Genomic DNA, 21471 nt, shown 5'->3' with positions numbered 1-21471 from the left:
TTCAGTTGGCCTCCACGCCCACGCGACACAGAGCCGTTAGTTCGCAATAGCGACATGGTTCGGTTCCAGGTTCGATTGGTAGATCGGCAGGGATATGAGCTTCAGCCTCGTGGACGCCTGCTGCCACTGCAGTCCCGCTTCGTGCCAGATCGCGCCATACCTGCCAGGTAGCAACGAGATTGGTCCATGTATCTGGCAGACTATGCTCGGATTCAACGACTTCCTCGGCGAGGAATGTGCCATTGAGACCGATCATTTGCCGCTGGTTCAGCATGTAGAATGCGCCTGGAGTAGGCGTGGAACTGTTGGGGTTTGCTATCGCGCCGTATGTCGCGAGTTGGATAGAGCGTCCCTCGGCCAGCTCGTTGCGGCGGTGTTTTACACTCCTTGACCATTTCAGGTCGATCACGCCTGTTCTGTGAGCAGGGTGCTCCACCAGCATGTCAATCCGGCCCTTCACATAAGGCCCATCGACGAACTTTCTCTCGCGTTCGATTTCCGTGCCGATCACCTTGGCGTCCATCGCCTTCAGGAGCCGTGCCAGCTGGGCCAGAGCAGCTGGGACTTTGACGCGGGCGGCTGCCAGCTCGCCCGCATATTCGGGCTGCTGAAGCGGCGTCGCGATCGCACTGAGCAACTCATCAAACAGATTGCTGGCTTGCGAGAAAACTGTGTCTGGATCTGGTACCGAATCTGCGGGGAAGACGCGGTTGGCGAGCTCATGGGCGAGGTTGCCAAGCAGCTGGTTCGTGCCCGGTATCTCCGCAACTCGTCCACGGGAGAGACGCAAGACGTCAAGTAGAAGCCAACGAATTTGGCAATCCGCCAGGTGCTCAAAGCTGGTAGCACTTTCGACACGATCGTCGAGTTTGGCGACCACAGATGCGGGCAGCGGCCAGTGCGCCCGCGGCATTGGCGGGCATGTTGAAGTGATGGCTTCTCGGAGAAGCCTGCGTCCCGCTAGCTCATGAGTCGGTCCCTGCAGAAGCTGCTCTGCCGACCATCGAACCATGTCGCCAGCGGGTGCCGTCAATGGGTTTAACTGATGGGCGAGGGGATGGCTGGTCGTCTCTTCTCCAGCCGACAGTGCCGGTGAGAAAAGGATGAGGCGCTCGCCAGCGCGATGCACGGCGTTGGCGTTGCTCCACCCGATTCGCGCGGCCGTCGCGGCCGGCGATTCGATGTTGCAGCCGGTAGCATTCAGGACGGCGATCTCCTCCCTGCTCCATGGGAGGGGCGCCACGCGTTCTCCGGGACCTTTGAAATCCCACCAAAGGACATGCTTGGCTTGGTCCCAGATCGCCCCAGGATGACGCACGGCACGCAACCCGCCCGATGTTGCGACGTGGTTGGGATTCTTAGCGCCGTCCGCGAGCACCTGATCGATCATTCGTCCGAGCAGCAGCGGGGAAAGAATGCCGATATTAAGCACGTCGATCGCTTGCGTCAGGGCCGTCGCGGCACCAACCAGCGTGAGGAAAAGCGGATCCGCGGTCCCCCCATTTGTCTCAAGCGCCCATTGCGCGACACGAGATGCAATCGCCTTTGCTGCCTCCGCAGGCATCCCTTCGTGCCGCTGGTATAACGTCCCGGACGTCCATTGCCTCCACGTGGCGAGTTTTGCGTCGCGCCTTTCCTGTGGCTCTTCGGGCGTTCGATCGGCGAGATCTGATTCGATAGAGGCCCATGCGGCGAGCCACGCGGCACCGCCCGTGCCAGGTTCCCGGCTAAGTGCATAGGCGAGCTTGTGGGCCGCGCTTCGGGGGATCGGAGGGCGCGGTAGCATGAGCAAATCGAGCATCGCCTTGGCGTTGAAGGGGGCCCAAGAAGCGGCGAAGGCGAGCGGCAGCACCTGTAGCGCTCCACGCCAAGGGGATGAGGCAGACAAGCCCAGAGCCGGAAGACCGCGAGCCTGCAGCGCGCCGTCCAGGAGTGCCGTATCTCCGTCTGGGTTCACGATGACCGTGCCATGCAGCTCAGTTTCTGAACAATGGGCGAGCCACTCTGCGGCGGCTTCGGCTGCCGTCAGGGCGGTGTCCGCCTCCACGATCACAAAGCTTCCATCGCCTGCTAATGTCGCGGGCGATCCGTCCTCGAGAAACGCTTGCACGTGGCTCAGATCATTGACGGCAGTTTCAGAAGCCGAAACTTGCGAGATTTTGATAGCCGATGTTTCGAGGGCTTCGATGAGGGCCTGCCAGAGAGGTGGCAGCAAATCTCTCGGTTCGACTAGCTCGATTGAGGCGAGTGGTAAGCTGGCGCGGGCTTTGACCACATCGCAGAGCCTCCGCGCGCGGTCCGCGATGCCGAGCGGCAGCATGGGGGCTGCCCCTTCAATCTTCGCAAAAGCATCGAGTCGCGCCGCGCCGACGATGGCGCCAGACCAGCCGCCAGCGACCAGCTGATCTCGCCATTCAAGCAAGGAGGCGGCAGTGGCCCAGGGATCAAGGGCGAACGACTGAGCGAAGAACAGTTGGGGGGCGGTGGCCAGCGCAGCACGCAGTTTAGAAGCATAGCTCGAGACTCGAACAGCATGTGCCACGCGGGGAGCAGTGAGGCCCAACTGCACTTCGAGCATCTCTATCAGGCCTTGAGGCCCTACAACGGCGGCATTGAAGACGCCTTCATTCGGCCCCGGAAAATCCGGAAAAGAAGGGCCATCGCATGAAAGGCCGAAGATAAGCTTCATTCTCAACTATCCCCCAACCGGCAGCTGCCTCGCCAGCGCCGGTATCGCTGGCCCGTAAGCTGAAATGCTTTGTCATGTCATTAATGAATGCGCCTACGACAATGTCGGTCGTTACACTTTTGGCGAACCAAAACATGGCCTTGGTGTCTGGTCCAAGTGTCGCCAAGCTGCGCCTTATCGCGCCGATATGCGGCCGGTGACGCTGTCGCAGGAATCAATCCCGCAAGGCGGCTGCAGGAGCAGGATGTTTGGGAGGTTGACGGCGGGTATCGGCCGTTGATCTAGGCGAATGGCCGCTGCGGCATCTAACCCAATGGTGAATGGCATCGGCATGGCAAGTCATGCCTTTGCCCATTGGGCGTAGACTCGTCGGCGGCGTCTCCCACGCGGCTCGCGTATAGGAGGTGGGGTCTCGCTGATCCGGGATACGTTGAAGTCGAAGTTCTGGCGTCATGCTTGCGCGCCTGCATCCCAGGCGTGCCCAGCCCAAGCTGGATCATGACCATCAAATCTGGGATTTTCTACAATGCCAAAAACAACACGCCGGAGTAGCGGCGACACGGATAATTCTGCCTCGTCGAAGCGGGGTCGCAAGCCTCTGCCGATCGTCGAACGCCCGGTTCCAAAATTTACAGATTGGGTTGATCCTCCCTCATTTCGCGAAGCGCTCGTTCTGCATCTGGGGCGCTTTTCCGAGAGCTATTATCAACTCCACCGATCTATCGTCCGGCCTGAGGAGAAGTTTGATCGCGCCACTCTGCAATCGTGGACCGAGGGACGTCGCGCCCCCCAAAGCGCGGCCAGCCTAGAGCTGCTTACACGGATCGAGCGGCGCTACGATTTGCCTTTGGGCTACTTCAAGTCGAAGCTCCCAAATCCTGCGCGCGCCGCCTCAGGTCTGCTGGTGAAGGGCATCTCCAAAGCCGAGCAGCGGCGGCTGGCTTGGCACCTGCCCGATGATTTCAACTCAAGGTCACTTGAGGAGCAGGCGAACATTCTGGATTGGGTTCAGAACGTGGTGATCTCTGGCGCCACCGAATATCGTCGCTTTCAGGCCCAGGCCATGAAGCTGCGCTATGCGATCCGCTTCCCTTCTCTGACGGGCAGGCCGCAGAGAGCTTCGCTATCTAGCGACGAACCCTACGATCTCGATGACCAAGCTGACCATATCGGCGTGGTGGACGCGCCGCCTCAGCTCGTGTCGGAACTGACCGAGCTTATCCGCTTCAAGACTGCCACCCTTACCGATATCGGCTTCCAGCGCATTGGCGTCTGGAACGAGGAGACCACGGCCCAGAAGATCGAGCATTTTGGGCTCATGTTCGGTGCCTTGGCGGCCTCTTCGAAAGGGGCTGTCTGTGGGCATGGCGTGCCGCTCAAGGACATGTCGTTCGCCATGCTCATCTTTCCCCGCGTTTGGGACTGGTACGTTCAATGGCGCGAGCGGCGGCGCGGCTTCTTCACACGCTGGGAATGCGACATGCTGCGCAATGCGATGGCGCTGGTTCGTTCCGAGACCGGCTGGCTGCGTCAGCACCCAGAAATCGCTTCACGCCTTGTCCCCGTTGCAGGCCTCATATCGGCCGAGGAAATCGAAGCTGCCCGCGCCGATTGGCAAGGAGCTTGCGACTTTCTTCATGCGCATGCTGGAGCACGCGTCAAGGAAGTGGAACGGGTAGCGCGTATCCATCGCGATCCGTTCGAGCCGATATTGCCGATCCTTGAGGCATCGAGCCCGGTCGCGGAGTATCTGAAGATTGCCGACGAGATATTGAAGGTTCGTCCGGACGCGCGGCGGTACCCTCGTGCGGCGGCGGAAGTGGCGCGCTCCTATCTCCTCATTCGCTTTGGCCTACATCTCGGATTGCGGCAGAAGAACCTTCGTCAACTGATGGTCTGTCCGCGTGGGCATCTGCCGCGCTCAGAGCGGCAGCTTGAGGCTTTGAAGCGCGGCGAAATTCGCTGGAGCGAGCGCGACGAGGGCTGGGAAGTGTTCGTGCCTGCCGTTGCGTTCAAAAATGCCCACTCATCTTTCTTCGCTGGCAAGCCCTTCCGGCTGGTCCTTCCCGATCTCGGCGGCCTATATGGGCATATCAGCGCCTACATTGAGCGGCATCGTCCTGCGCTGCTCAACGGAGCGAAGGACCCCGGCACCTTTTTTGTCAAAACGGTCAAGACGACCAGTCGGGACGCATCATATAACCAGACCACATTCTACGAGGCGTGGAGGCTCGTGATCCAGCGTTACGGTGTCTTCAATCCTTACACCGGTCGAGGTGCGATCAAGGGATTGCTGCCGCACGGGCCGCACAATGTGCGGGATGTTCTAGCCACCCACATCCTTAAGCATACCGGCTCCTACGAGCAGGCAAGCTATGCCATCCAGGATACACCCGACATGGTTGCCAAGCATTATGGGCGGTTCCTTCCGCAGGATAAAGCGGCGATGGCCGCGCAAATTCTAAACCGGGTCTGGGAGGCTGCTTGATGTGAAAAAGTGGGGCCGGCTTAGCCGGCCCCAGTAGAAGAACTTGGATAAGCCAAGCCTTCGGGTCGCAGACTGAGACTGCTCGGAACCCGACCGATTCGGATAGGAAGGACTCGCCATTCATCTGGGGAACTGTTGATGCTGCAACTCGGCGCAGGAGAATGCGCCCGCTTCTCGCGTTTGTCCGAGTTCTTGACCCGCACATCGCGGCTTGTCGGCCGGAGACCAGCGTTCTGATTTGCTGGCGGCTTGGGGATGGAAACGGCCGCCGCATAATTCAGTGCCTGCGCTTCATATTCGCCGGCCCAATGGGTCACGCAGTACATCACGGAAGCCCACGTGATTTGGAGGTCCTACAACATTGTGCTTTTCCAATTCTTCAATCAATTGAGTTGCGGTCCGATAACTCACCCGAAGACGTCTGTGTAACCAAGCGATAGACGCGTTTTGATGAGCGCAAACGAGCTCAAAAGCTTGTTCGTACAATGCGCCGTCAATTTTTTCGGGAGCGTCTGTCCCATCGGCGCTCGCCATTTTGTCACACAGAGAGAGGATCGTTTTGAGGGATTCGACTTTCCGCTTCCATGCCTTCTTTTCTGAAACGGCGTTCTTGAGTAGCCGCTTGGCTATACTCTTGAGGGCCAGCCACTCTTCCTCTGCTGACCATGAACAACAATGCGTGCCCTTCTCACTCACTCTAGATATTCCCCAATGATCTTTCTGAGATCATAGAAACATTCCGATACGACAGAATGGGTCGCAAAAGAGTCTCAGAGCTACGAAGAGAGGCAGTTGTTATTGCTCCGAGCCATTAGTTCATGGTATGTTCTTGTTGGGCTTCAATTACGAGATTCACGCACAGTAGGCGATGCCACGGATCATTTTATTTCGGAATGAAAGCCTTCTTTTCGTAAATGTCGGTAATGCTCTTGCCGTCCCATCGGTAAGTGAGATGGGTTTTCTCGCGACAGTTGGAGAGGCAGATCGGCCGGAGGACAGCAACGCAGGTGCCGCTGGCAGCGCGAACGCTGGGATAGATGATCCCCATGGAACGCTTTGTCCGTAGGGCGCGCGCGAGTGCTTGGCTGGCGCCATAGTCGGTTGGGTGGAAAAACTCGGGATGGTCGTCATGCCAAGGGCGTAGGTCATGAAGATCCGCGCGGAGCCGGGCGACATAGCAGCGCATATCGATATCGATCGGCCCCTCCTTCGTGCGGCGGAGGAAGGCTTCTCGGTGGTGCTTCGTTTCTTCAATCGCGGTCGTAGTTTCAAAGCCCGCGTAATAGGCGCCGAAGCTGGCGTCGGAGAAGCGGGCGCCGTCACGATTGAGATGCGTGAAGGCCGCCATGATGGGGGAGGAGCCGGGTCCGACAACGCGATCTTCAAGGGGGACCAACGAGATGTCGCCGGCCTCCTGACGAAGGCGCTCGTTTGTCATGGCCTCAAGGGCGTAGATATCATCCAGATCCTCAGGTTCGGTCACCTGTTCGAAGAGAAGGATGGTCGGATAAATCGAGGCGATCAGGCGATACACGCGTTGATCCGTGGCCGCGAGAGGCGGCATCACAGCACCGTTGGTCATGCCTAGCCCCGTTCTGCGTCGAGATACTGGCGGACAATGAAGAGGTCCGACACATTGCCGGACGTCAGCCGATCGAGTGCGCTTTTGCCGCCGAAGATGGGAGCGTCGTTGGGCGCGTGCATCCAGCGGTCAGCCCGCTCGGCGATCGGCAGAAGAATATTGATAGCCTTGTAGATGCCCAGAACGTAGCTGATCCGCTCAAGCGTATCGCGGCCGAGCTTGATCTGTTGGCGCGCTTTCGCCTTCGACTTCCAACTGTGAAGGGTGGAGCGGCTTTCAACGCCGAGAATCTTCATCTGCTGTTGTTCGCTTAGCGACCAGCGCTCGGCGATGTTCGAGAATGTCCGGAGGCCAGAGCCGGAGAGATCCGGCTTCCTTGCAGGAGCGGTCTTAGCCAAGGCTTGCGCCACTGTGATCTCCTTTCTTCCTCCGGACTATCCGATGTCCGAAATATAAGCTGATTTCTGAAAATGTCTATAAGATGTGCTTTGTGATCCTGTCAGGAGATTGCACGAGGCTTGGTGAGCCCTGAGCAATGGGGAAGTCGGAGCAAGCGCCATCCCAACGGCCAAGAGCCAGCGCGTTGTAGGGCTGCTGTAAGCCTCAGGCGACGTTCGATTCGATCTGATCCCATTCGATCCCGGCAGCCTTCAATCTCGCAAAGGGGTCCGCATTCTCATCGTCAAAAGACCAACCTTTGGGCATGCTCACCTTAAGTCCAAGATCGAAGTCGAGCCGCAGGCGTTCAGCCTTGGAGATCATCACTATTTTTAGATGCCGTTCCAACAATTTCGCGACGGCAGCTACATTCGCTCCAAGAGAAAACATCTTTTCGCACTGATCTCGAATAAGTGCTAATGGCACAACATGTTCACGATGTTCTGCTGCTGCCCGTGAGCGACCGACCATTATGATGTGATTGGGGATTAATGGTTCATCCAACAGGCGTGAATGCCGCCAGTTTTCTTCCCATGACTGATGCATAACCCAAGCGGCTCGAGCAAAAACGCGTTGGGCAATTTCCTTATTGGTGAATTGGGGTCGCATAGCATCCGGTTGACTTGAGGAGTGCGCGCTATTGCGAGGTTACGTCATATTGCGCAAGCTGCCTCATTTGCTTCATCCAGGATTTGCGACCGAAAATGTCGTTCTAGACTGGAACTAAGATGACAAAGGGGGCATCATGAAAAAGCCAGTAAGCGTCGCGAGTCTGAGCGATTTTGGAAGAGTGAGGCTGTCAAAGTCGTTTTTTATGCGCGACTTTCTGTTCTCGGACATCGCATCGATCCATGGGTTCGCAAACGTTCCGGATGACCCGGAGCTTGCGATAGCGGCAGGCAGCCGTTTGTGTCAGGATCTGTTGGAGCCGCTGCAGGATCATTTTGGCAGGATCGCTATTCGGTCAGCTTTCCGGTCGGCCGAGGTGAATGGGTTTGGCGCCGAAATGCAGGCGGCTGGCAAAGCCGGCTACAGCTGCGCTTCGAATGAGAGCAATTACGCCAGTCATATCTGGGATCGTAGGCGTGATGGCTTGATGGGCGCGACTGCCTGTATCGTCGTTCCGTCTTTCTGGGATGCCTTTCAGGAGGAGGGGGATTGGCAAAAGCTCGCATGGTGGATCCATGATCATCTGCCCTATTCCAGTCTCTATTTTTTCCCCAAATACTGGGCTTTCAACATATCCTGGTTCGAACAGCCCGCCAGAACCATCCACAGTTACACGAGTCCGAAAGGATGTTTGACGAGGCCGGGCATGGAAAATCATGGCGGCAAACATGAGCATGAGTGGGCCGGAATAGAAAAGGCCATGTGCGCCGTGACCACCCGTGGATGACAATCCGAGATCTGGCCCCCTGCTCTAACGTGCATCCCGATGCTTAGAAGCTGCGTCGATCGCTTTCAGCCGATCATGCGTCGTCATCGACCATCCCGATGATCGGGTAAATTTGCTTGATCTTGTTGTGTGGGATCGATGACGTCACGCGGTCGCGATATTGCATCAGCTCAATGAGGCTGCGGTCCCGTGCACTCAGTCGGCCGATGGTCCAGAGTGAGTGACCCGTATCCTCTCGCAGCTGAACCACGACGTCCGCATTGATCGACGCGGGTTTGATGCGATCAAGAATTACCCGCTCGCCGGCGCGGAAACGTGGTTCCATGGCTTCGCCAGGGATATAGATTGCAAAGTAGCGCTCGGCGTCGCCCAAGCCGAACGGTGCTGCCATATAGGCAGCAGGGCGCGAAAGATCCCCTTCCCAGAATTCAAGCTCATCGGCAAAGGATGTCGCGCTTTCCTCGGGGAAGTGCAGACTGACGGCGTAAACGGGAATAAGTTTCTTCGGCAGTCCGGCGAAGATGGGATCGTCCTTAGCGGTGATCTCGGATACCGGAGACGGCAGTGGCAACGCTCCAGTTTCACAGGTGGAAAATGCGTCTGGAAATGTGGCCTTGAGCTTGGCGACACTTCTGTCTGATAGCGAATAGCCGACGGTAGGATTAGGATAGATTCGGGTTAGGGTAGAGGGCGCCAGGCCAGAACGGCGTGCAATTTGGCTTGCTGAAAACCCAGTTTCTTTGACCAGGCAGCCAACCAGCTGGCGGGCTCTATCCTGATCCCATTCATCGACAGAAGACATGTGTTTGCGCCCGCATTTTTTTAGCGCGACATTCGACGGCGGCCGGTTGATCCGGGCGCCCTCCCGCCGCACCCGCATCATTATGCGCTTCCGGCACATCGGCGCAAATAATAATAGCGCAAATAATCAAGTGCATATTTGCGCAAAATTTCACAAAATGGCGCACCTGCGCAGCGGACAAAACTTATATACGACCGGTTCTGTCATTTTATGCGCCATTGCGCTGCAAAAAAGATTTGCGCGGTTTGCTTTCAGTGAATAGGTATTTGCGAATGTTGCGCACATTTGCGCAACGGCAGGTGTTTGGGGGGCGTTCCAAACAGCATCGATGCGCGGCCGGTTGCGTCCGTACAGCGCTGCTGCTCGTCGTTTCACCACCCAACCCACCTGAGAAGCGCAGGCAATAGGGGTTTTGAATGAATAAGAATTCGAGGTTCAACCGGATGCTGCTGTTGTCAGCTTCCATACCGGCGGCGGCATTGCTCGCAAACGCCGGTGGCGCGTTGGCGGCTCCCGCCACCGTGAACGTACCGAGCGGCGCGGGGACCGGCGCGGCGGTAAATGCCGACATTGCCACGGCCATTACGACGCTGGCCAATCCCGATCTGACGGTAACGATCGCGAGCGGCGCGGACATTAGCGGCGCGAATATCGGTTTCGACTTCGTTGCGGGCGGCTTTGCAGCAGGCGAAGGCGATGGCGCGGTCATCGTCAACAATGATGGCAATGTGACCGGCCTGAGCTTCGGCGGCGTCGGCGCGGCCAGTGCGTCCAACAGCTTCACGGCGACCAACAACGGCGAAGTGGCGGGCGGCATCAGCGCCTCCAACTTCGGCGGCGCAGTTTCCGTCACCAACAACAATCTGGTTGGCGGCAGCATCACCGGCTCCGCGTTCGGCAGCGTTACGCTCGCCAACGGCGTCGCGGGCCAGGTCGACAGCCTGAACGGCCAGGGTCTCGGCGCGGGCACGGTGCAGATCACCAATGATGGTGCAGTCGACGATGATGTGTTCGGCTCGGCCTCGACCGGCACCGTCGGTATCGTTAACAACGGCGATATTGCGGGCGATGTTGATGCCGTCACGACGGAAGGCGCGATCTCCATCGCGAACGCGAGCACCGGCCGCATCAGCGGCGATGTCTTTGCCGGTTCGGATCAGGGAGCGATCAGCATCGCCAACAACGGCCAGGTGCTCGGTCAGACCAATGCGGTAAGCCAGGACACGGTGTTCACTTCGACGGGCCCGACCACCACGGTTTCCGGCACGACCACGACGACCCAGTCGAGCTTCTCTCAGCAGACGGTCGGCGGAGATATCGACGGGACCTATGCCGGCATCAACGGCTCGCTGAACTTCGGCACGGGCAATGACGGCAGCGTCAGCCAGTTCACCGGGGGGAACAGCACTGCCACGGTGAGCGGAGCGGTCTATGGCGATCTCTCTTCGACCGCCCAGGGCTTCTCGACCACTGGCGAAAACGTCTCGGTTGTCACCGACTCGCGCGATGCCGCAGGCACCGGTTCCGTCATCAGCAGCAGCACCAACACGCAGCAGACGGTCGCCACCGGCGGCACGAGCACGGTGAACATCAGCGGCACGGTGGCTCCTGGCGATTCCGGCCGGAACGGAAATGTCACTTCCTTCGGCAATGCTGGCAGCAGCGTTGCTCTGAACGGTGGCAAGGTGTCGGGGAACGTCTCCTCGACCAGCCAGGGCCTGACCAGCGGTTTCGAGTTCAGCTCGGAAACGACCGACAATTATGATGCCGGCGTGTTTCAGGGCTCCAGCTCGAGCAGCGGTTTCGAGTTCACGCAGAGCCAGGCAGGTGGCGATGCCTCGGTCACGCTCCAAGGAACGAGCCTGGTCGGCGGCAATGTCAACGTCAGTGGCGTGACTTCCGCCACCGCGACGATCGGTTCGGCGGCGACCGTTGAACAGAATGTTTTCGTCAACAGCTTCGTGTCGGGCGACCAGTCCTTCGCCTCTTCCAACTCCAGCACCACGGACGCTGCGGGTGACGGCACGGCTGTCAGCTCCACTCTCTCCAGCTCGACAGCCGCTGCCAATGCAGGCAACGCGACGCTCACCAATGCCGGACGGGTGGACGGCGATGCCACGGTCGGTGCGAGCTTCGGCAATGCGGCCGCCACCATCACGGGCACCGTAGGCGGTTCGGTAAACGCTTTCGCCCGCACCACCATCGGTAGCACCGAAAACATTTCTGAGTTCACGCTCGATGGCGGAATCGGCACTCAGACCACTGCAACCTTCCGCGAGAATTCGGAAGATGTGGGCGGTACGGCTAGCGTTGTTGTCGATACGGCGGCCGCGCTGCAAGGCAAGGGCGTGCCGAGCGTCGCAGGCGATGTGAATGCTTCGGGCATCGGCGGCGCCTCGATTGCCATTGGTGCAGGCAGCGTTGTCGGCAATGCCGATCTGAGCAGCGGCGGCAATCTGTTCGCCAGCAGCCTTGGCGAAAGCATCTCGGAAGAGACCGTCACCACTTTTGCGGCTAATGGCTTCACGCCCGCCAGCCAGGTCTCCACGACTAGCTTCGGCTCCGTGGGTGGCGCGGCTTCGGTCACCAACGATGGCACAGCCATTGGCGATGTGGAAGTTGAGGGGCTGACCTCTGCCTCGCTCGTCAACAACGGCGTGCTGGGCTCGGGCGGAAACCTGTTCAGTGTTTCGGCTCTGGACTCCGAAGCGAGCATCACGATCACCGACACGAATCCGACCGATGCCGGTTCGCGCACGATCATCGCTACGGTCAATGCTTCGCCGGTCGGTGGCAATGCCAGCTTCACCAACAGCGGCGTGGCCCTTGGTGATGTCGAAATCGCTGGCCTCACTGGCGCGGTCACCAACAATGGCGTTCTCGCCGGTACGACCACGCTTGGTGAAGCGCAGTTCAGTGGCTCGGCAACGGTCAACGCGACGATCAACACCACCGACGTCAGCGTCGATCCGGTGCTGGCCACCCAGAGCTATACGGTCGACCAGAATGGCGTGTCGCGCGGCTTCGTCGTGACGGGCGCCACCATCTCGCAGGATGAGGTCACCTCGGCCTTGGCCTCGCAGCTGTCTCCGCTGGTGCCGCTCGATGCGTCGCTGGTTGACCCGGCGACGTTCAACCTCACGGTGAACGGCCAGGCAGCGGTCAAGACGGCTGACATCAATGCGACGGTCAACCTCAACAACGGCTCGATCACGCTTGGTGAAATTGACGCCCAGCGCGATGACAGCGGCGCTTACCTGACCAACACCACCGTCAACCTGAACGGCAGCGGCTTCCTAGGCGCGAGCGAGTTCAAGCCGGCGGCTCCTGGGGTTGCGAACTACAGCCCCGTGGCCGAATTGCCCGAAGAAGCTGAAGGTCTGTTCTCTCCGACCGGCGTCCGCGTGCTGGGCGTCAACGAACTGAACAAGACCGGCACCGGCACTTTCGTCGTCACCGGCGCCGAATATGTCCCGGCGGAAGGCGCGACTCCGGCTGCCTGGACGCTCGATGTCAACAACTTCAACGTGAAGGCGGGTGAAGTTCAGCTGGATGTCGTGGGTTCGGACGACGCCGTGTTCGGCATCAAGGGCAACATCAATAACGATGCCACCCTTGTCTTGGGGCGTCGTGCACCGACCTTCGTTCAGACGGTTGGCAACAGCATCGTCACTCCGGGTCCGGAAGCGATCAAGGGCATCGAAATCCACCAGCAGGGCAACTACAACCAGAGCGCCAGCGGCACGACGGTGGTGGGCGTCAACCCCTCGCTGGTTCGTTTCGGCAACCTGTCGGTCGGCAATGCCGGTTCCTCGCCTGAGGTGTTGGGCCCGATCACCGGTGGGGTGAACGTCCCTTACTTCACCACTCCGACCAATGCCGGCGTCTTCTCGACCCCGTCTTCGGTCTCGGTGGACGGCAACCTGAACCTGGCCGGCAAGGTCGCGGTGACGGTGTCGAAGGACAGCCTCTATTCGACGGGCGACGGCTATACGCTCTTCACCTACACCGGCACCGGCGATGTCACGGCGACGGCCGCTTCATCGCTCGCTTCGCCTTTCGTCAGCTTCGGCCTGAAGCATGACGCGACGGCCAAGACCGTATCGATCGAAGCGACCCGCAAGAGCTACGCCACCGGCGCAACCAATGCCAATGCGGCGTCGGCTGCGGTAGGACTGGACAGCGCGCTGGCCGATGTCATCGCCCGGGTGAAGACGGATGCCGCTGGCGGCAACGGCTTTGCGACGGTGACTGAGATCGCCAATGCTCAGGATATCGCCAACATCGCGGCTGGGCTTGATTGGCGTCTGAACAGCGCACAGGCAGCGCAGGTCTTCAACGAGCTTTCCTCGGCTGAGATCTACGGTTCGCTTGCCGCTGTCGATCAGAACGCGGTCTTCAACACAACCGTCAATCGCCTGGCCGCTCGCCGCGGCTATGGCGAGGCGCTGGGCACCCAGATCTGGTTCAACCCCTCGGCGAACTTCGCCAAGATGGGCGGCACCAAGTCGGGCGCGTCGAAGATCAAGACCAACAGCTACGGTGGCGCCTTCGGTATCGACGTTGCCTACCAGGACAACGGCGCGTTCGGCATCGGTTTCGGCTACGGTCAGCATGATGTGACCGCTCAGGGTTCGCCGGAAGAAGCGCAGGTTCGCACCTACACCATCGGTGCCTATGCGACCCAAGGCTTCGGCCCCTTCTACGGGAGCTTCCAGGTCGCCTACGGCTTCTCGAAGTTTGAAGTCGAACGGGACCTCACCCTGCTGGCTCGCACGATCGAAGGCGACTTCAAGGGTAAGCAGCTGGATGCGAGCCTGGAGCTGGGCTACGACCTTGCTGCCGGTGGCAATCTGGTCGTGACGCCTTACGGCAAGCTGGCGCTGCGTCGCTGGTCGATGAACGGCTTCACCGAAGAAGGCGGTGCGGGCATTGGCCTGCGGGTCGACGACGCGTCGAAGACGGTCTTCTCGCCGGTGCTGGGCGTCAAGGCGGGAGCTCTGCTGGGTGATGCCGATGGGATGGCCTACCGTCCCTATGCCAAGGTGCAGTACAGCTTCCAGGGCAATATCGGCAGCGACCGCACGGTCCAGTATCTGGGCGGCGGCGATGCCTTCCGCCTGAAGGGTGTTGATCCGGATGGAAGCGGGCTGATCGAACTGGGCGTCGATGCCTCGGTCAACAAGCGCGTCAACCTGTTCCTCTCTGGCGGTTACGGCTTCGGTGGCCACAACACGCTCGGCCAAGTTCGGGGTGGCATTAGCTTCGGCTTCTGACACAACGCACTAACAAAGGAAGGGCGCGGCGGTTTCGGCGCGCCCTTTCGTTTGCTTGCCCGCTTTGCTCTCGGGGTGTGATGGGAATGCCGAGCATTGGACAGGGGCTCGGAAGAATTCTGCTGCGTCCAAATTTGTCGCGCCGCCTATTCAGATCCAGCGGAGAAGATATTGGTGCAGAATCAATGAGTAAACAGAACGTGAACAACTTCGGACAAAGCGCAGAAACGCACAAGACGCTTGCCAGTCTCCTTATGGAAAGGCTCGCACATTATGGTGTGCAAATTTTGACTAACGACAGCGGTGCGATATGTTTTTTCGTACCTTCTCCCGGTCACATCGGTCGTCCTTGGGCAGACGGTGAATATGCGCATGGGCTAGAAGATGGTGCGATACGTGAACTGCAGCAGCTTGTCAGATCTTCGCCCCTGCTCACCCAGGCCATTTTGGAGGAAGTAGCGATTACCGGGCAGTGATCGGCTTCTGCATGAACAGCGTTCTTAGGCCGCACCACGAAACGATTTAACAAGGGCAGCATACTAGTCTGCTTTGCTTGAGCCCACATTTTCAACCTCCACTTCTGTGAATTCCGCATCCTCAATTTCGTCGTTTGAACCCGACTGCATGACCGATTGAGGCGAGCTTTCTTTCTGTCGACGCTCTTTGTCTTTGATAAATCGCTCTCTATAATAATAATAGGCCGCGTCACAGACCTTCGCCGTGAAATAAGCATTAAAGCTCCCGCCCACCCCTGCTCCCACAAGGGGAATGCTTTGCGCAAGCTTCCCTTTGGTTAGTTTAATTCCGATCTTGGTGGCTATTGCCTCGACTATTTTTACCAAGGCACTTTGGTTGAGCTTTTCCCAAGTCTTTTTCGATGCTGCCTGCTTTGTGACTTTTGCAATCTCAGCCATCAGCAGTCCCTTTGACGCATCTTTCGGGGAGGCCGCGTAATGCAAGATCGCAAGGGCGAAGATTCTCTCCTCTTGTCGCCCGATCTCGAACCCGTAGTATGTCGCAAACTCGCCAATCGCCCGAAAATTGATACTCAGCAGCGCGGGGACATCAATCGCGATCCCAGGCGCACCCATGAGGCCTGTGCCTACTCCCTCTGCTGCTGCCAGGGCCTTATACTTTGCAGAGAGCCATCCAACCATGGTGTCCACGTCTTCAAGATCGAGGCTCCGAATATCCTGTAGGGTGGAAACCTGATGACCTGCCGCACTAAACTCCGCAATGATGGCCCTAGACCGAACTGTGTATTGCGCAGTGTCGTTCGCAACTGAAAGTACCCCCTTCACAGATTTCTGAAGAGCATCGCCTAACCAAGGTGTTTTGAGAACAAAGTCGCCGACGAAATCCAAAGGAATATCAACATAGTTCATGGCGCGACTGAAAAAACTGTGCTCAGGACTTTTCCATTCCTCTATAGCAATCAACGCTTTTCGCTCATACGGCGATAATGCAATCATCTAATTTCCTCTTAGCAGTGCGTTCTATGCCGCTGGGGAAACCGTAGTCGCCTTGCTGGCCCGGTCAACTGGTCCTGCTCGGCCGCCGTGTCTGCGGCGCTCAACAAGTCCGTCTGTTCGTTGATCGCACCAAATGCCGGATGCGCCTCGACGTCCGCTTCCGCAAGAAGCCCACCTTCGCCGCTAAGCCTGCGAACCACGGCGGCGTCCCAAACTTTGCTGTTCGGGACGCGTCGATCATGATGTCACGAGATTCAACATCTGAGATTTTATGCGATCGCTGGAAAGGCGACGCTACCTGATTCCATGAGGCCTCAGCCCTTCGCCAGAGGATGCGCATGCTTGGGCCATCGCGCTGGCGGCCGCAACCCGGGGCCAATCCGGCCGTGTTGGCGCTCGCGCGCCTGCCCGCACCACCCGGCATTGTCCCGGGTTTCCCTTGGGCTTTGCCCGGCGGTGCCGCCGCCGCTTCCTTCGATGGCCCGGAGGCTGCGCATCCGGCGGATGGGCCGCCGGTCCCAAGTGGAACGAAAGGCAAAGCTCATGACCAGCACTCTCTCGGCGATACTCTCCGCCCTCGAACTCGGTCATCTTGATCACACTGGCGACCCGCGCACCTTAGAGGCGCCGCCCCCCGCCGAAGCCATGGAACAAACCGTCAGCGCTGTCTGGAGCGATCTTTTCGCGCTTTTTCCCTTCAGCGCGCTCGAACGCGACATCGAGGATCTGGGCTGGGGCCTGGTCAATCTCTTCCACCGCGCCGCCGCCAAGAAGCACCAGATGATCGACCGGCTGACGGACGAGATTCGGCTTCTGCTCGCCGAGCAAGATGGCTCAGAAGTCGCGACCGCCGACCTCGAGGACAAAATCGATCTCGCCCGCAAGATCGAGCAGTCCGCCGAGGCCTATGAGACGATGCGTGACACGGCAGCCCGTCATTATCTGCACGAGACGGGCCGTTCCTGGGTGCCAGCGTCGGGCAACCGCATTTCGCTCGGCACGACTGCGGCGATCGTCGATGGCCGGTCCTATCTCCAGGCGCGACGAGACCGGGTGCGCGATGCCAATATGGTCCATGGCACGCCCGTGATCTTCGCCGGCGGGCGGCTGCGTTTCGCCAGCGACGACGAAGCCAAGCAGTTCGCAGATAACCTGCTGCGAACGCTCAATGCCGTCCGCGAGCGGGTGGGCGACATGTATCTCGTTCATGGCGGTGACATGAAGGGCATTGAGCGCTTGGCCGCGTCTTGGGCCGAGCAGAACGGTATCCAGCAGCTGCGGTTCGGACTCGATCGCAAGCTCGGCGATCGCGCCGGGTTCCGCCGCAATGAGCAGATGCTTTCGGTCAAGCCGCGCTACGTCATCGCCTTCCAAGGCAATGGTGTCACCGAAAGGCTGGTGATCGAGGCCAAGGCGCGCGGCATCCACGTCGTCGATCGCCGCGGACCGCTTGGCACGCCACCAGCGTCGCGACCCTGCGGCTGATCCGCAGCGCCGGCCGCCTTCCGGCGGCCGGCTTTCCCCGGTTCAAAATGCTGCGATGCCGGAGGGGAGGAGGGCAGGGCGGGTGCATCCCGTTTTCCCGGAGGTTTGCATCATGTTCATGCCCGATCACCCCACGGCGCGCGCGCTCCTTGCTTTTCGCACGGCGCGTGGCCGCTGCTGGAAAGCGAAGCTGCTGTTCTTGTGGTCGACCGGCCGCGATGTAGAAGAGGCCGATGGTGCCTGCCTGCGCCAGTTGCGCAACCAGGCCGGCCCAGCGTGGCTCAGCCAGCTGTCGCCATACCGCTGGCGCGCGATCGAGAGACTGGCGGAGCCCGGCGATCGGCAAACCGCCTTGATGTTCCTTGATCGCGCGCGCGAGTTTCACGGCGGGGCACGTCTCGGCGCTACCGTTTCCCTTGCCCCCGCGCTGCACCTGCTAGCGATATCCTGCGAGCTGGGGCTCAAAGCCTATCTTATGAGCCGGGGCTGGTCGCACGATGAGGTCGCGCACGATATTCGTCACGACCTTCTCGTCGCCCTCGACGAGGCACGGCGGCTTGGCCTGCCCACCCCGGGCCGTATTCTCGTCGATTTGCTTACAAGCCTCGGTCCCGCCTATGCTGCGCATCGCATCGACGCGTTGGTGGCGGATGGTTATGTTTGCGACTTCGCGGCCGTGCTGCGCGCGACTGGCTCGCTCCTCGATGCCGTGGCGGCCGGACTGAACCTGCCGATGCCGGCGCGGTAACCGGTTCGCCTTGCCCGTCCCCTTCGCATGGGCATGCCATGGTTTGGCTTCCGCCGGACGGCGGCGCGGAACATGGTCGGTTATGCCGGGCGGCTTGAGGCGGCGGGTGGGGCAAAGACGAGCCTGACGTTCGCCAAGGTGTTGGACCGGCGTGGCGCTATAGGTCGGGGATGCCCATGATTACCATGGAGGGGTTCCTGGCACGGCCAAGCGACGATCCGTCCTTCTCCTCATCTGACCCCTAAGTCGGCCGCCCGGCCCATCCAACCCGCGAGCCTTCGGGCCGAGTTGCCGTGTGCCACGGCTGCCCGCACCACCCCTTGTCTCGGGGTTTTCCGGCGCTGCGCCTGCCGGTGGATGATCCGTCCTGTCCGCCTTGGCCGGGGATCAGTCGAAGGGACGGTCCCTTGGACCCAGTTCGAAGGAACTCCAGCCATGCAGAATCTCGTCATCCTCGCCGGCAATGTCGGCGCCACGCCCGAAGCCCGCACCACTCAGGGCGGCACCCGTATCACGCATTTCAGCCTCGCCACCTCGCGCCCGAAGCGCGACAGCAACGGCAAGGTCCTCCGCGACGACAATAACCGTCGGCTCGAGGACACCGAATGGCACCGGATCACCTGCTTCAACGGGGTCGGCAAGACGGTCGAGCAGTATGTCGACAAGGGCATGAAGGTCATGGTCCGGGGCCGCATTCACTACACCCGCTGGACCGACAACGAGAATATCGAGCGTTACGGCGTCGAGATCATCGCCGATGAAGTGACCTTCCTCACCCGCGCCAAGGCGAACGACAATGCAGGCGGCGGCCATGAGCCCGAGGACGATGAAATCCCTTTCTGAAATCGGTCCCATCAGGCCCGGCGGCGTCGCCGCCGGGCCTCCTTTCCTGCTCAGGCGGGAAAGGAGGCAAGCGGATCAGCGGGATCGGCATCGCCCTTGGGCATAGCGATCCCAGCGCAGCACGGTGCCGGTGCGGATCATGGCGCAGCTCAGGTCGCCGATAGAGGGCGCGGCGCACCAGGCGCCGGTCCTGTTGCCGCGCGCGTTGCCGGTTGAAAGGCAGCGCATGGTGGGACCATCGACCAGAATGTGGCTCGTGCTGGTGCGCCCCTGTGCGTCGCCGAGCAGGTTAACAAGAGCATCACGGGCGGCGAGGGCGCTTGCCTCGGGGCAGGGCTGACCTGGCCGGCAACTCCCGTCCATCTCTCGGGCGGCAATTCCGGCGAGACGGACATGCATGCCTTCACGGCACCAGATCGGCCCATCTCCATCCCAGACGCGCGTCGGCGTGCAGGTGAAGACCTGGCCATCGGGAATGACGGTGGCGGCAAGCAGGAGTGCGAACAGCATCGCGGCGACGCTATCCGAGAGGCTCGTGCTTGTCATGGGTATGCCATCAGTCAGACCGGCGGGGCGGGGGTGACCGCCGAGCAAAAATCGGCGGGATCATGGGGCCTGGCCGGCGGGTCCACCCGCTCTCAATCAGGCGCGATCCTTGGTCCGGCCGGCCTTTTACGATCAACCCGCAAGGGGGTCCGGTCGCTGCGCTACGGCTTTTTGGGCTGCGCCAAAAAAGTGATCGCGGCCGCCGGCCGGACACGTCGGGCGCCAGTCGAGCGGGACGGACCCGCCGGCGCGCAAAGGAGCCCCGACATGTTCACCGACATTGCAACCGCTCGTCGTCACGCCTTCAGTCTCTCGCGCAGCCTCATGGTGGTCACCTTCGTCATCGCGATCGGGCAGCAATATGGGGTCATCACCGCGGAGGATGCGGACGGCAGCGTTGCCTTGGTGGCCGAGTTCGACCCCTTTTCCTGACTGCTTCACCGGGAGTCTATGGGCTCACGTTTTGCCGAGACGGCGCGCGGCGTGGTGTTCGATTCAACGAAAATAAAGACAGCGGCGCTAGGCGCTCTTCATGGATGAAGACGCCCCGATCGAGATTGTGAACGACGATCCGTTGTGGAACCAGGCGATCCACGATGTGAACGCGTGGCGCGGCGCATGTCTGCAGCATTTCTCGGCGGCAGAAGCTGCCGTCACCGAAACGCTCCTCCTTCTCAAGGCCATCCCGGGCAGAGGGGAGGCAGTACGGTTGCGGCATTTGATCGGTCAGCGGTTCGACGATCTCAGCAAGCTCATTGAGGAAGAAGGCATTTTTGCTAAGGAAGGCAAGGCGGCCGCTAAGGCCCTTTCGGATCTCCGCGCGCTCGAGGGCCTACGGTCGTTTCTTGCGCATGGTCAGGCGAAGATCGCGCTTGAGCGAACCGGCAAATGGATCGTGATCTTGCGCCATGTCTCGATCCGCGGACAGCAGGCTGAACGCCTGATGCTGCTTTTCGAACAAGCCGAAGCGGAAGAACGTCTTACCGATCTGAAACGCAAAAGTCGGAAGCTGTGCTCCGTTCTCGGTAATTTTCGGCGAACCGTTAAGAGCTGAAGGGGCGGCTCCGGCGATGCCGGACCGGGCTCTAGGCTTCGCCCTGAGCCTTGGCTTTCCAAGTCTCAGCCCATTCGGGTGGCGATCCCTGCCGCGCGGTTCCCGCCTAACGCGCAAGAGATTGCCAACGCTCTGCCTGCCGATTGACGGCCAAGTGCTTTTCAGGCGGCCATTCAATCGTCGCCAGAAAGGCATTGAGCTGATCTATAGGTTCAGCGGCGCTGAGCACGCGGGCATCATTCCAACGCTTCGCGTCTGCAGGGACCGCTGCCAGGACATTGGCTTCAAGCGAAAGCAGCTCGGCCCAAGAAAGGCCAGGAAGCGCAATCGCTACCGCACGGCAATGTTCCCTGACGAAGAGACGGCGCAATTCCTTGGCGATTTTGCCATCCCTCGGGCAGGAGGCCGCTGCCTTGCGAGCGTGAAACATCCGGCCAGCATTGTAGACGGTCGAAAATTTGTGGCTGTTGTTATCACCGCCCACATGGCGCTTGAAAATCCTGTCGGTCAGGCATTTGGCGGTAATGCCAATGTAGCGCGCATGGCCCTCATGATCGTAGAGCGCGTATATGCCCTGGCCCTGCGGAACCGTCTCAAGGCGGGCGGGTGCCGCCTCCAGCAATTGGGCGAGGATCGATGTTGGATCGTACAT

The 21471-nt window shown here is 60.0% G+C and carries 18 protein-coding genes; 9 read left to right on the top strand and 9 right to left on the bottom strand.

The window, feature by feature from the left end; all coding sequences use genetic code 11:
* Nucleotide 1 precedes the first annotated feature (1 nt).
* Nucleotides 2–2689: a PD-(D/E)XK nuclease family protein gene (locus HUK73_RS15775; protein WP_176593009.1), complete on the bottom strand. Its 2688-nt coding sequence runs from the start codon at nucleotides 2687–2689 to the stop codon at nucleotides 2–4.
* A 526-nt stretch (nucleotides 2690–3215) separates the two neighbouring features.
* Between HUK73_RS15775 and HUK73_RS15770 the strand changes: the two genes are divergently transcribed.
* Nucleotides 3216–5177, top strand: coding sequence for a hypothetical protein (locus HUK73_RS15770; RefSeq protein WP_176593008.1), 1962 nt, complete (start codon nucleotides 3216–3218; stop codon nucleotides 5175–5177).
* Nucleotides 5178–5468: 291 nt separating this feature from the next.
* Here the strand turns inward: HUK73_RS15770 and HUK73_RS27180 are convergent, their stop codons facing one another.
* The 4 genes from HUK73_RS27180 to HUK73_RS15750 form a co-directional block, all read right to left on the bottom strand.
* The gene (locus HUK73_RS27180; protein ID WP_176593007.1) at nucleotides 5469–5873 is read right to left on the bottom strand and encodes a DNA translocase FtsK; all 405 of its coding nucleotides are present in this window, start codon (nucleotides 5871–5873) and stop codon (nucleotides 5469–5471) included.
* 187 nt (nucleotides 5874–6060) lie between these two features.
* The gene (locus HUK73_RS15760; protein WP_255326377.1) at nucleotides 6061–6759 is read right to left on the bottom strand and encodes an RES family NAD+ phosphorylase; all 699 of its coding nucleotides are present in this window, start codon (nucleotides 6757–6759) and stop codon (nucleotides 6061–6063) included.
* 2 nt (nucleotides 6760–6761) lie between these two features.
* Nucleotides 6762–7169 (bottom strand): MbcA/ParS/Xre antitoxin family protein, encoded by a 408-nt coding sequence (locus tag HUK73_RS15755; protein ID WP_022682587.1) that lies wholly within the window; start codon nucleotides 7167–7169, stop codon nucleotides 6762–6764.
* A 193-nt stretch (nucleotides 7170–7362) separates the two neighbouring features.
* Nucleotides 7363–7743 carry a hypothetical protein gene (locus HUK73_RS15750; RefSeq protein ID WP_176593006.1) on the bottom strand — a complete coding sequence of 127 codons (381 nt, stop codon included), beginning with the start codon at nucleotides 7741–7743 and terminating at the stop codon, nucleotides 7363–7365.
* Between the two features lie 199 nt (nucleotides 7744–7942).
* Here HUK73_RS15750 and HUK73_RS15745 point away from each other — a divergent pair, with 199 nt between their 5' ends.
* Nucleotides 7943–8593 carry a hypothetical protein gene (locus HUK73_RS15745; protein WP_176593005.1) on the top strand — a complete coding sequence of 217 codons (651 nt, stop codon included), beginning with the start codon at nucleotides 7943–7945 and terminating at the stop codon, nucleotides 8591–8593.
* Between the two features lie 73 nt (nucleotides 8594–8666).
* On the opposite strand, the gene HUK73_RS15740 is transcribed toward HUK73_RS15745, so the two are convergent.
* A complete protein-coding gene (locus HUK73_RS15740; RefSeq protein WP_176593004.1) occupies nucleotides 8667–9395 on the bottom strand; it encodes a hypothetical protein in 729 nt (242 codons plus the stop codon).
* Nucleotides 9396–9811: 416 nt separating this feature from the next.
* Between HUK73_RS15740 and HUK73_RS15735 the strand changes: the two genes are divergently transcribed.
* Together HUK73_RS15735 and HUK73_RS15730 are read left to right on the top strand one after the other, a co-directional pair.
* Nucleotides 9812–14671: an autotransporter domain-containing protein gene (locus tag HUK73_RS15735; protein ID WP_176593003.1), complete on the top strand. Its 4860-nt coding sequence runs from the start codon at nucleotides 9812–9814 to the stop codon at nucleotides 14669–14671.
* A 185-nt stretch (nucleotides 14672–14856) separates the two neighbouring features.
* A complete protein-coding gene (locus HUK73_RS15730; protein WP_176593002.1) occupies nucleotides 14857–15147 on the top strand; it encodes a hypothetical protein in 291 nt (96 codons plus the stop codon).
* 63 nt (nucleotides 15148–15210) lie between these two features.
* Here the strand turns inward: HUK73_RS15730 and HUK73_RS15725 are convergent, their stop codons facing one another.
* A complete protein-coding gene (locus HUK73_RS15725; RefSeq protein WP_176593001.1) occupies nucleotides 15211–16143 on the bottom strand; it encodes an EcsC family protein in 933 nt (310 codons plus the stop codon).
* A 543-nt stretch (nucleotides 16144–16686) separates the two neighbouring features.
* On the opposite strand from HUK73_RS15725, the gene HUK73_RS15720 reads away from it, so the two are divergent.
* From HUK73_RS15720 to HUK73_RS15710, 3 genes are all read left to right on the top strand, one after another.
* Nucleotides 16687–17628, top strand: a complete 942-nt coding sequence (locus HUK73_RS15720; protein ID WP_176593000.1) for a DUF2493 domain-containing protein — start codon at nucleotides 16687–16689, stop codon at nucleotides 17626–17628.
* Between the two features lie 112 nt (nucleotides 17629–17740).
* Nucleotides 17741–18376, top strand: a complete 636-nt coding sequence (locus HUK73_RS15715; RefSeq protein WP_176592999.1) for a hypothetical protein — start codon at nucleotides 17741–17743, stop codon at nucleotides 18374–18376.
* 435 nt (nucleotides 18377–18811) lie between these two features.
* Nucleotides 18812–19219, top strand: coding sequence for a single-stranded DNA-binding protein (locus HUK73_RS15710; RefSeq protein ID WP_176592998.1), 408 nt, complete (start codon nucleotides 18812–18814; stop codon nucleotides 19217–19219).
* Between the two features lie 75 nt (nucleotides 19220–19294).
* On the opposite strand, the gene HUK73_RS15705 is transcribed toward HUK73_RS15710, so the two are convergent.
* The gene (locus tag HUK73_RS15705) at nucleotides 19295–19729 is read right to left on the bottom strand and encodes a thermonuclease family protein (RefSeq protein WP_176593069.1); all 435 of its coding nucleotides are present in this window, start codon (nucleotides 19727–19729) and stop codon (nucleotides 19295–19297) included.
* Nucleotides 19730–20032: 303 nt separating this feature from the next.
* Here HUK73_RS15705 and HUK73_RS15700 point away from each other — a divergent pair, with 303 nt between their 5' ends.
* Nucleotides 20033–20197 carry a hypothetical protein gene (locus tag HUK73_RS15700; RefSeq protein WP_176592997.1) on the top strand — a complete coding sequence of 55 codons (165 nt, stop codon included), beginning with the start codon at nucleotides 20033–20035 and terminating at the stop codon, nucleotides 20195–20197.
* A gap of 100 nt (nucleotides 20198–20297) precedes the next feature.
* A complete protein-coding gene (locus tag HUK73_RS15695) occupies nucleotides 20298–20819 on the top strand; it encodes a hypothetical protein (protein WP_176592996.1) in 522 nt (173 codons plus the stop codon).
* Between the two features lie 106 nt (nucleotides 20820–20925).
* Here HUK73_RS15695 and HUK73_RS15690 read toward each other — a convergent pair.
* Nucleotides 20926–21471 (bottom strand): hypothetical protein (locus tag HUK73_RS15690; RefSeq protein WP_176592995.1); only part of this gene is annotated, 546 nt, incomplete at its 5' end.

Origin of the sequence: Sphingobium sp. EM0848 (assembly GCF_013375555.1) — a bacterium.
Lineage (GTDB): Bacteria > Pseudomonadota > Alphaproteobacteria > Sphingomonadales > Sphingomonadaceae > Sphingobium.
The sequence above is the reverse complement of the archived record's forward strand: the minus strand, read 5'-3'. Positions and strand labels throughout refer to the sequence as shown.

Excerpts from the sequence above, each read along its gene's own strand:
- HUK73_RS15715 (WP_176592999.1), top strand. The coding sequence starts at position 17,741 with ATGTTCATGCCCGATCACCCCACGGCGCGCGCGCTCCTTGCTTTTCGC.
- HUK73_RS15760 (WP_255326377.1), bottom strand. The coding sequence starts at position 6,759 with ATGACCAACGGTGCTGTGATGCCGCCTCTCGCGGCCACGGATCAACGC.
- HUK73_RS15775 (WP_176593009.1), bottom strand. The coding sequence starts at position 2,689 with ATGAAGCTTATCTTCGGCCTTTCATGCGATGGCCCTTCTTTTCCGGAT.
- HUK73_RS15725 (WP_176593001.1), bottom strand. The coding sequence starts at position 16,143 with ATGATTGCATTATCGCCGTATGAGCGAAAAGCGTTGATTGCTATAGAG.
- HUK73_RS15770 (WP_176593008.1), top strand. The coding sequence starts at position 3,216 with ATGCCAAAAACAACACGCCGGAGTAGCGGCGACACGGATAATTCTGCC.
- HUK73_RS15710 (WP_176592998.1), top strand. The coding sequence starts at position 18,812 with ATGCAGAATCTCGTCATCCTCGCCGGCAATGTCGGCGCCACGCCCGAA.
- HUK73_RS15695 (WP_176592996.1), top strand. The coding sequence starts at position 20,298 with ATGGATGAAGACGCCCCGATCGAGATTGTGAACGACGATCCGTTGTGG.
- HUK73_RS15740 (WP_176593004.1), bottom strand. The coding sequence starts at position 9,395 with ATGTCTTCTGTCGATGAATGGGATCAGGATAGAGCCCGCCAGCTGGTT.
- HUK73_RS15705 (WP_176593069.1), bottom strand. The coding sequence starts at position 19,729 with ATGCTGTTCGCACTCCTGCTTGCCGCCACCGTCATTCCCGATGGCCAG.
- HUK73_RS15730 (WP_176593002.1), top strand. The coding sequence starts at position 14,857 with ATGAGTAAACAGAACGTGAACAACTTCGGACAAAGCGCAGAAACGCAC.
- HUK73_RS15735 (WP_176593003.1), top strand. The coding sequence starts at position 9,812 with ATGAATAAGAATTCGAGGTTCAACCGGATGCTGCTGTTGTCAGCTTCC.
- HUK73_RS15720 (WP_176593000.1), top strand. The coding sequence starts at position 16,687 with ATGACCAGCACTCTCTCGGCGATACTCTCCGCCCTCGAACTCGGTCAT.
- HUK73_RS15750 (WP_176593006.1), bottom strand. The coding sequence starts at position 7,743 with ATGCATCAGTCATGGGAAGAAAACTGGCGGCATTCACGCCTGTTGGAT.
- HUK73_RS15745 (WP_176593005.1), top strand. The coding sequence starts at position 7,943 with ATGAAAAAGCCAGTAAGCGTCGCGAGTCTGAGCGATTTTGGAAGAGTG.
- HUK73_RS15700 (WP_176592997.1), top strand. The coding sequence starts at position 20,033 with ATGTTCACCGACATTGCAACCGCTCGTCGTCACGCCTTCAGTCTCTCG.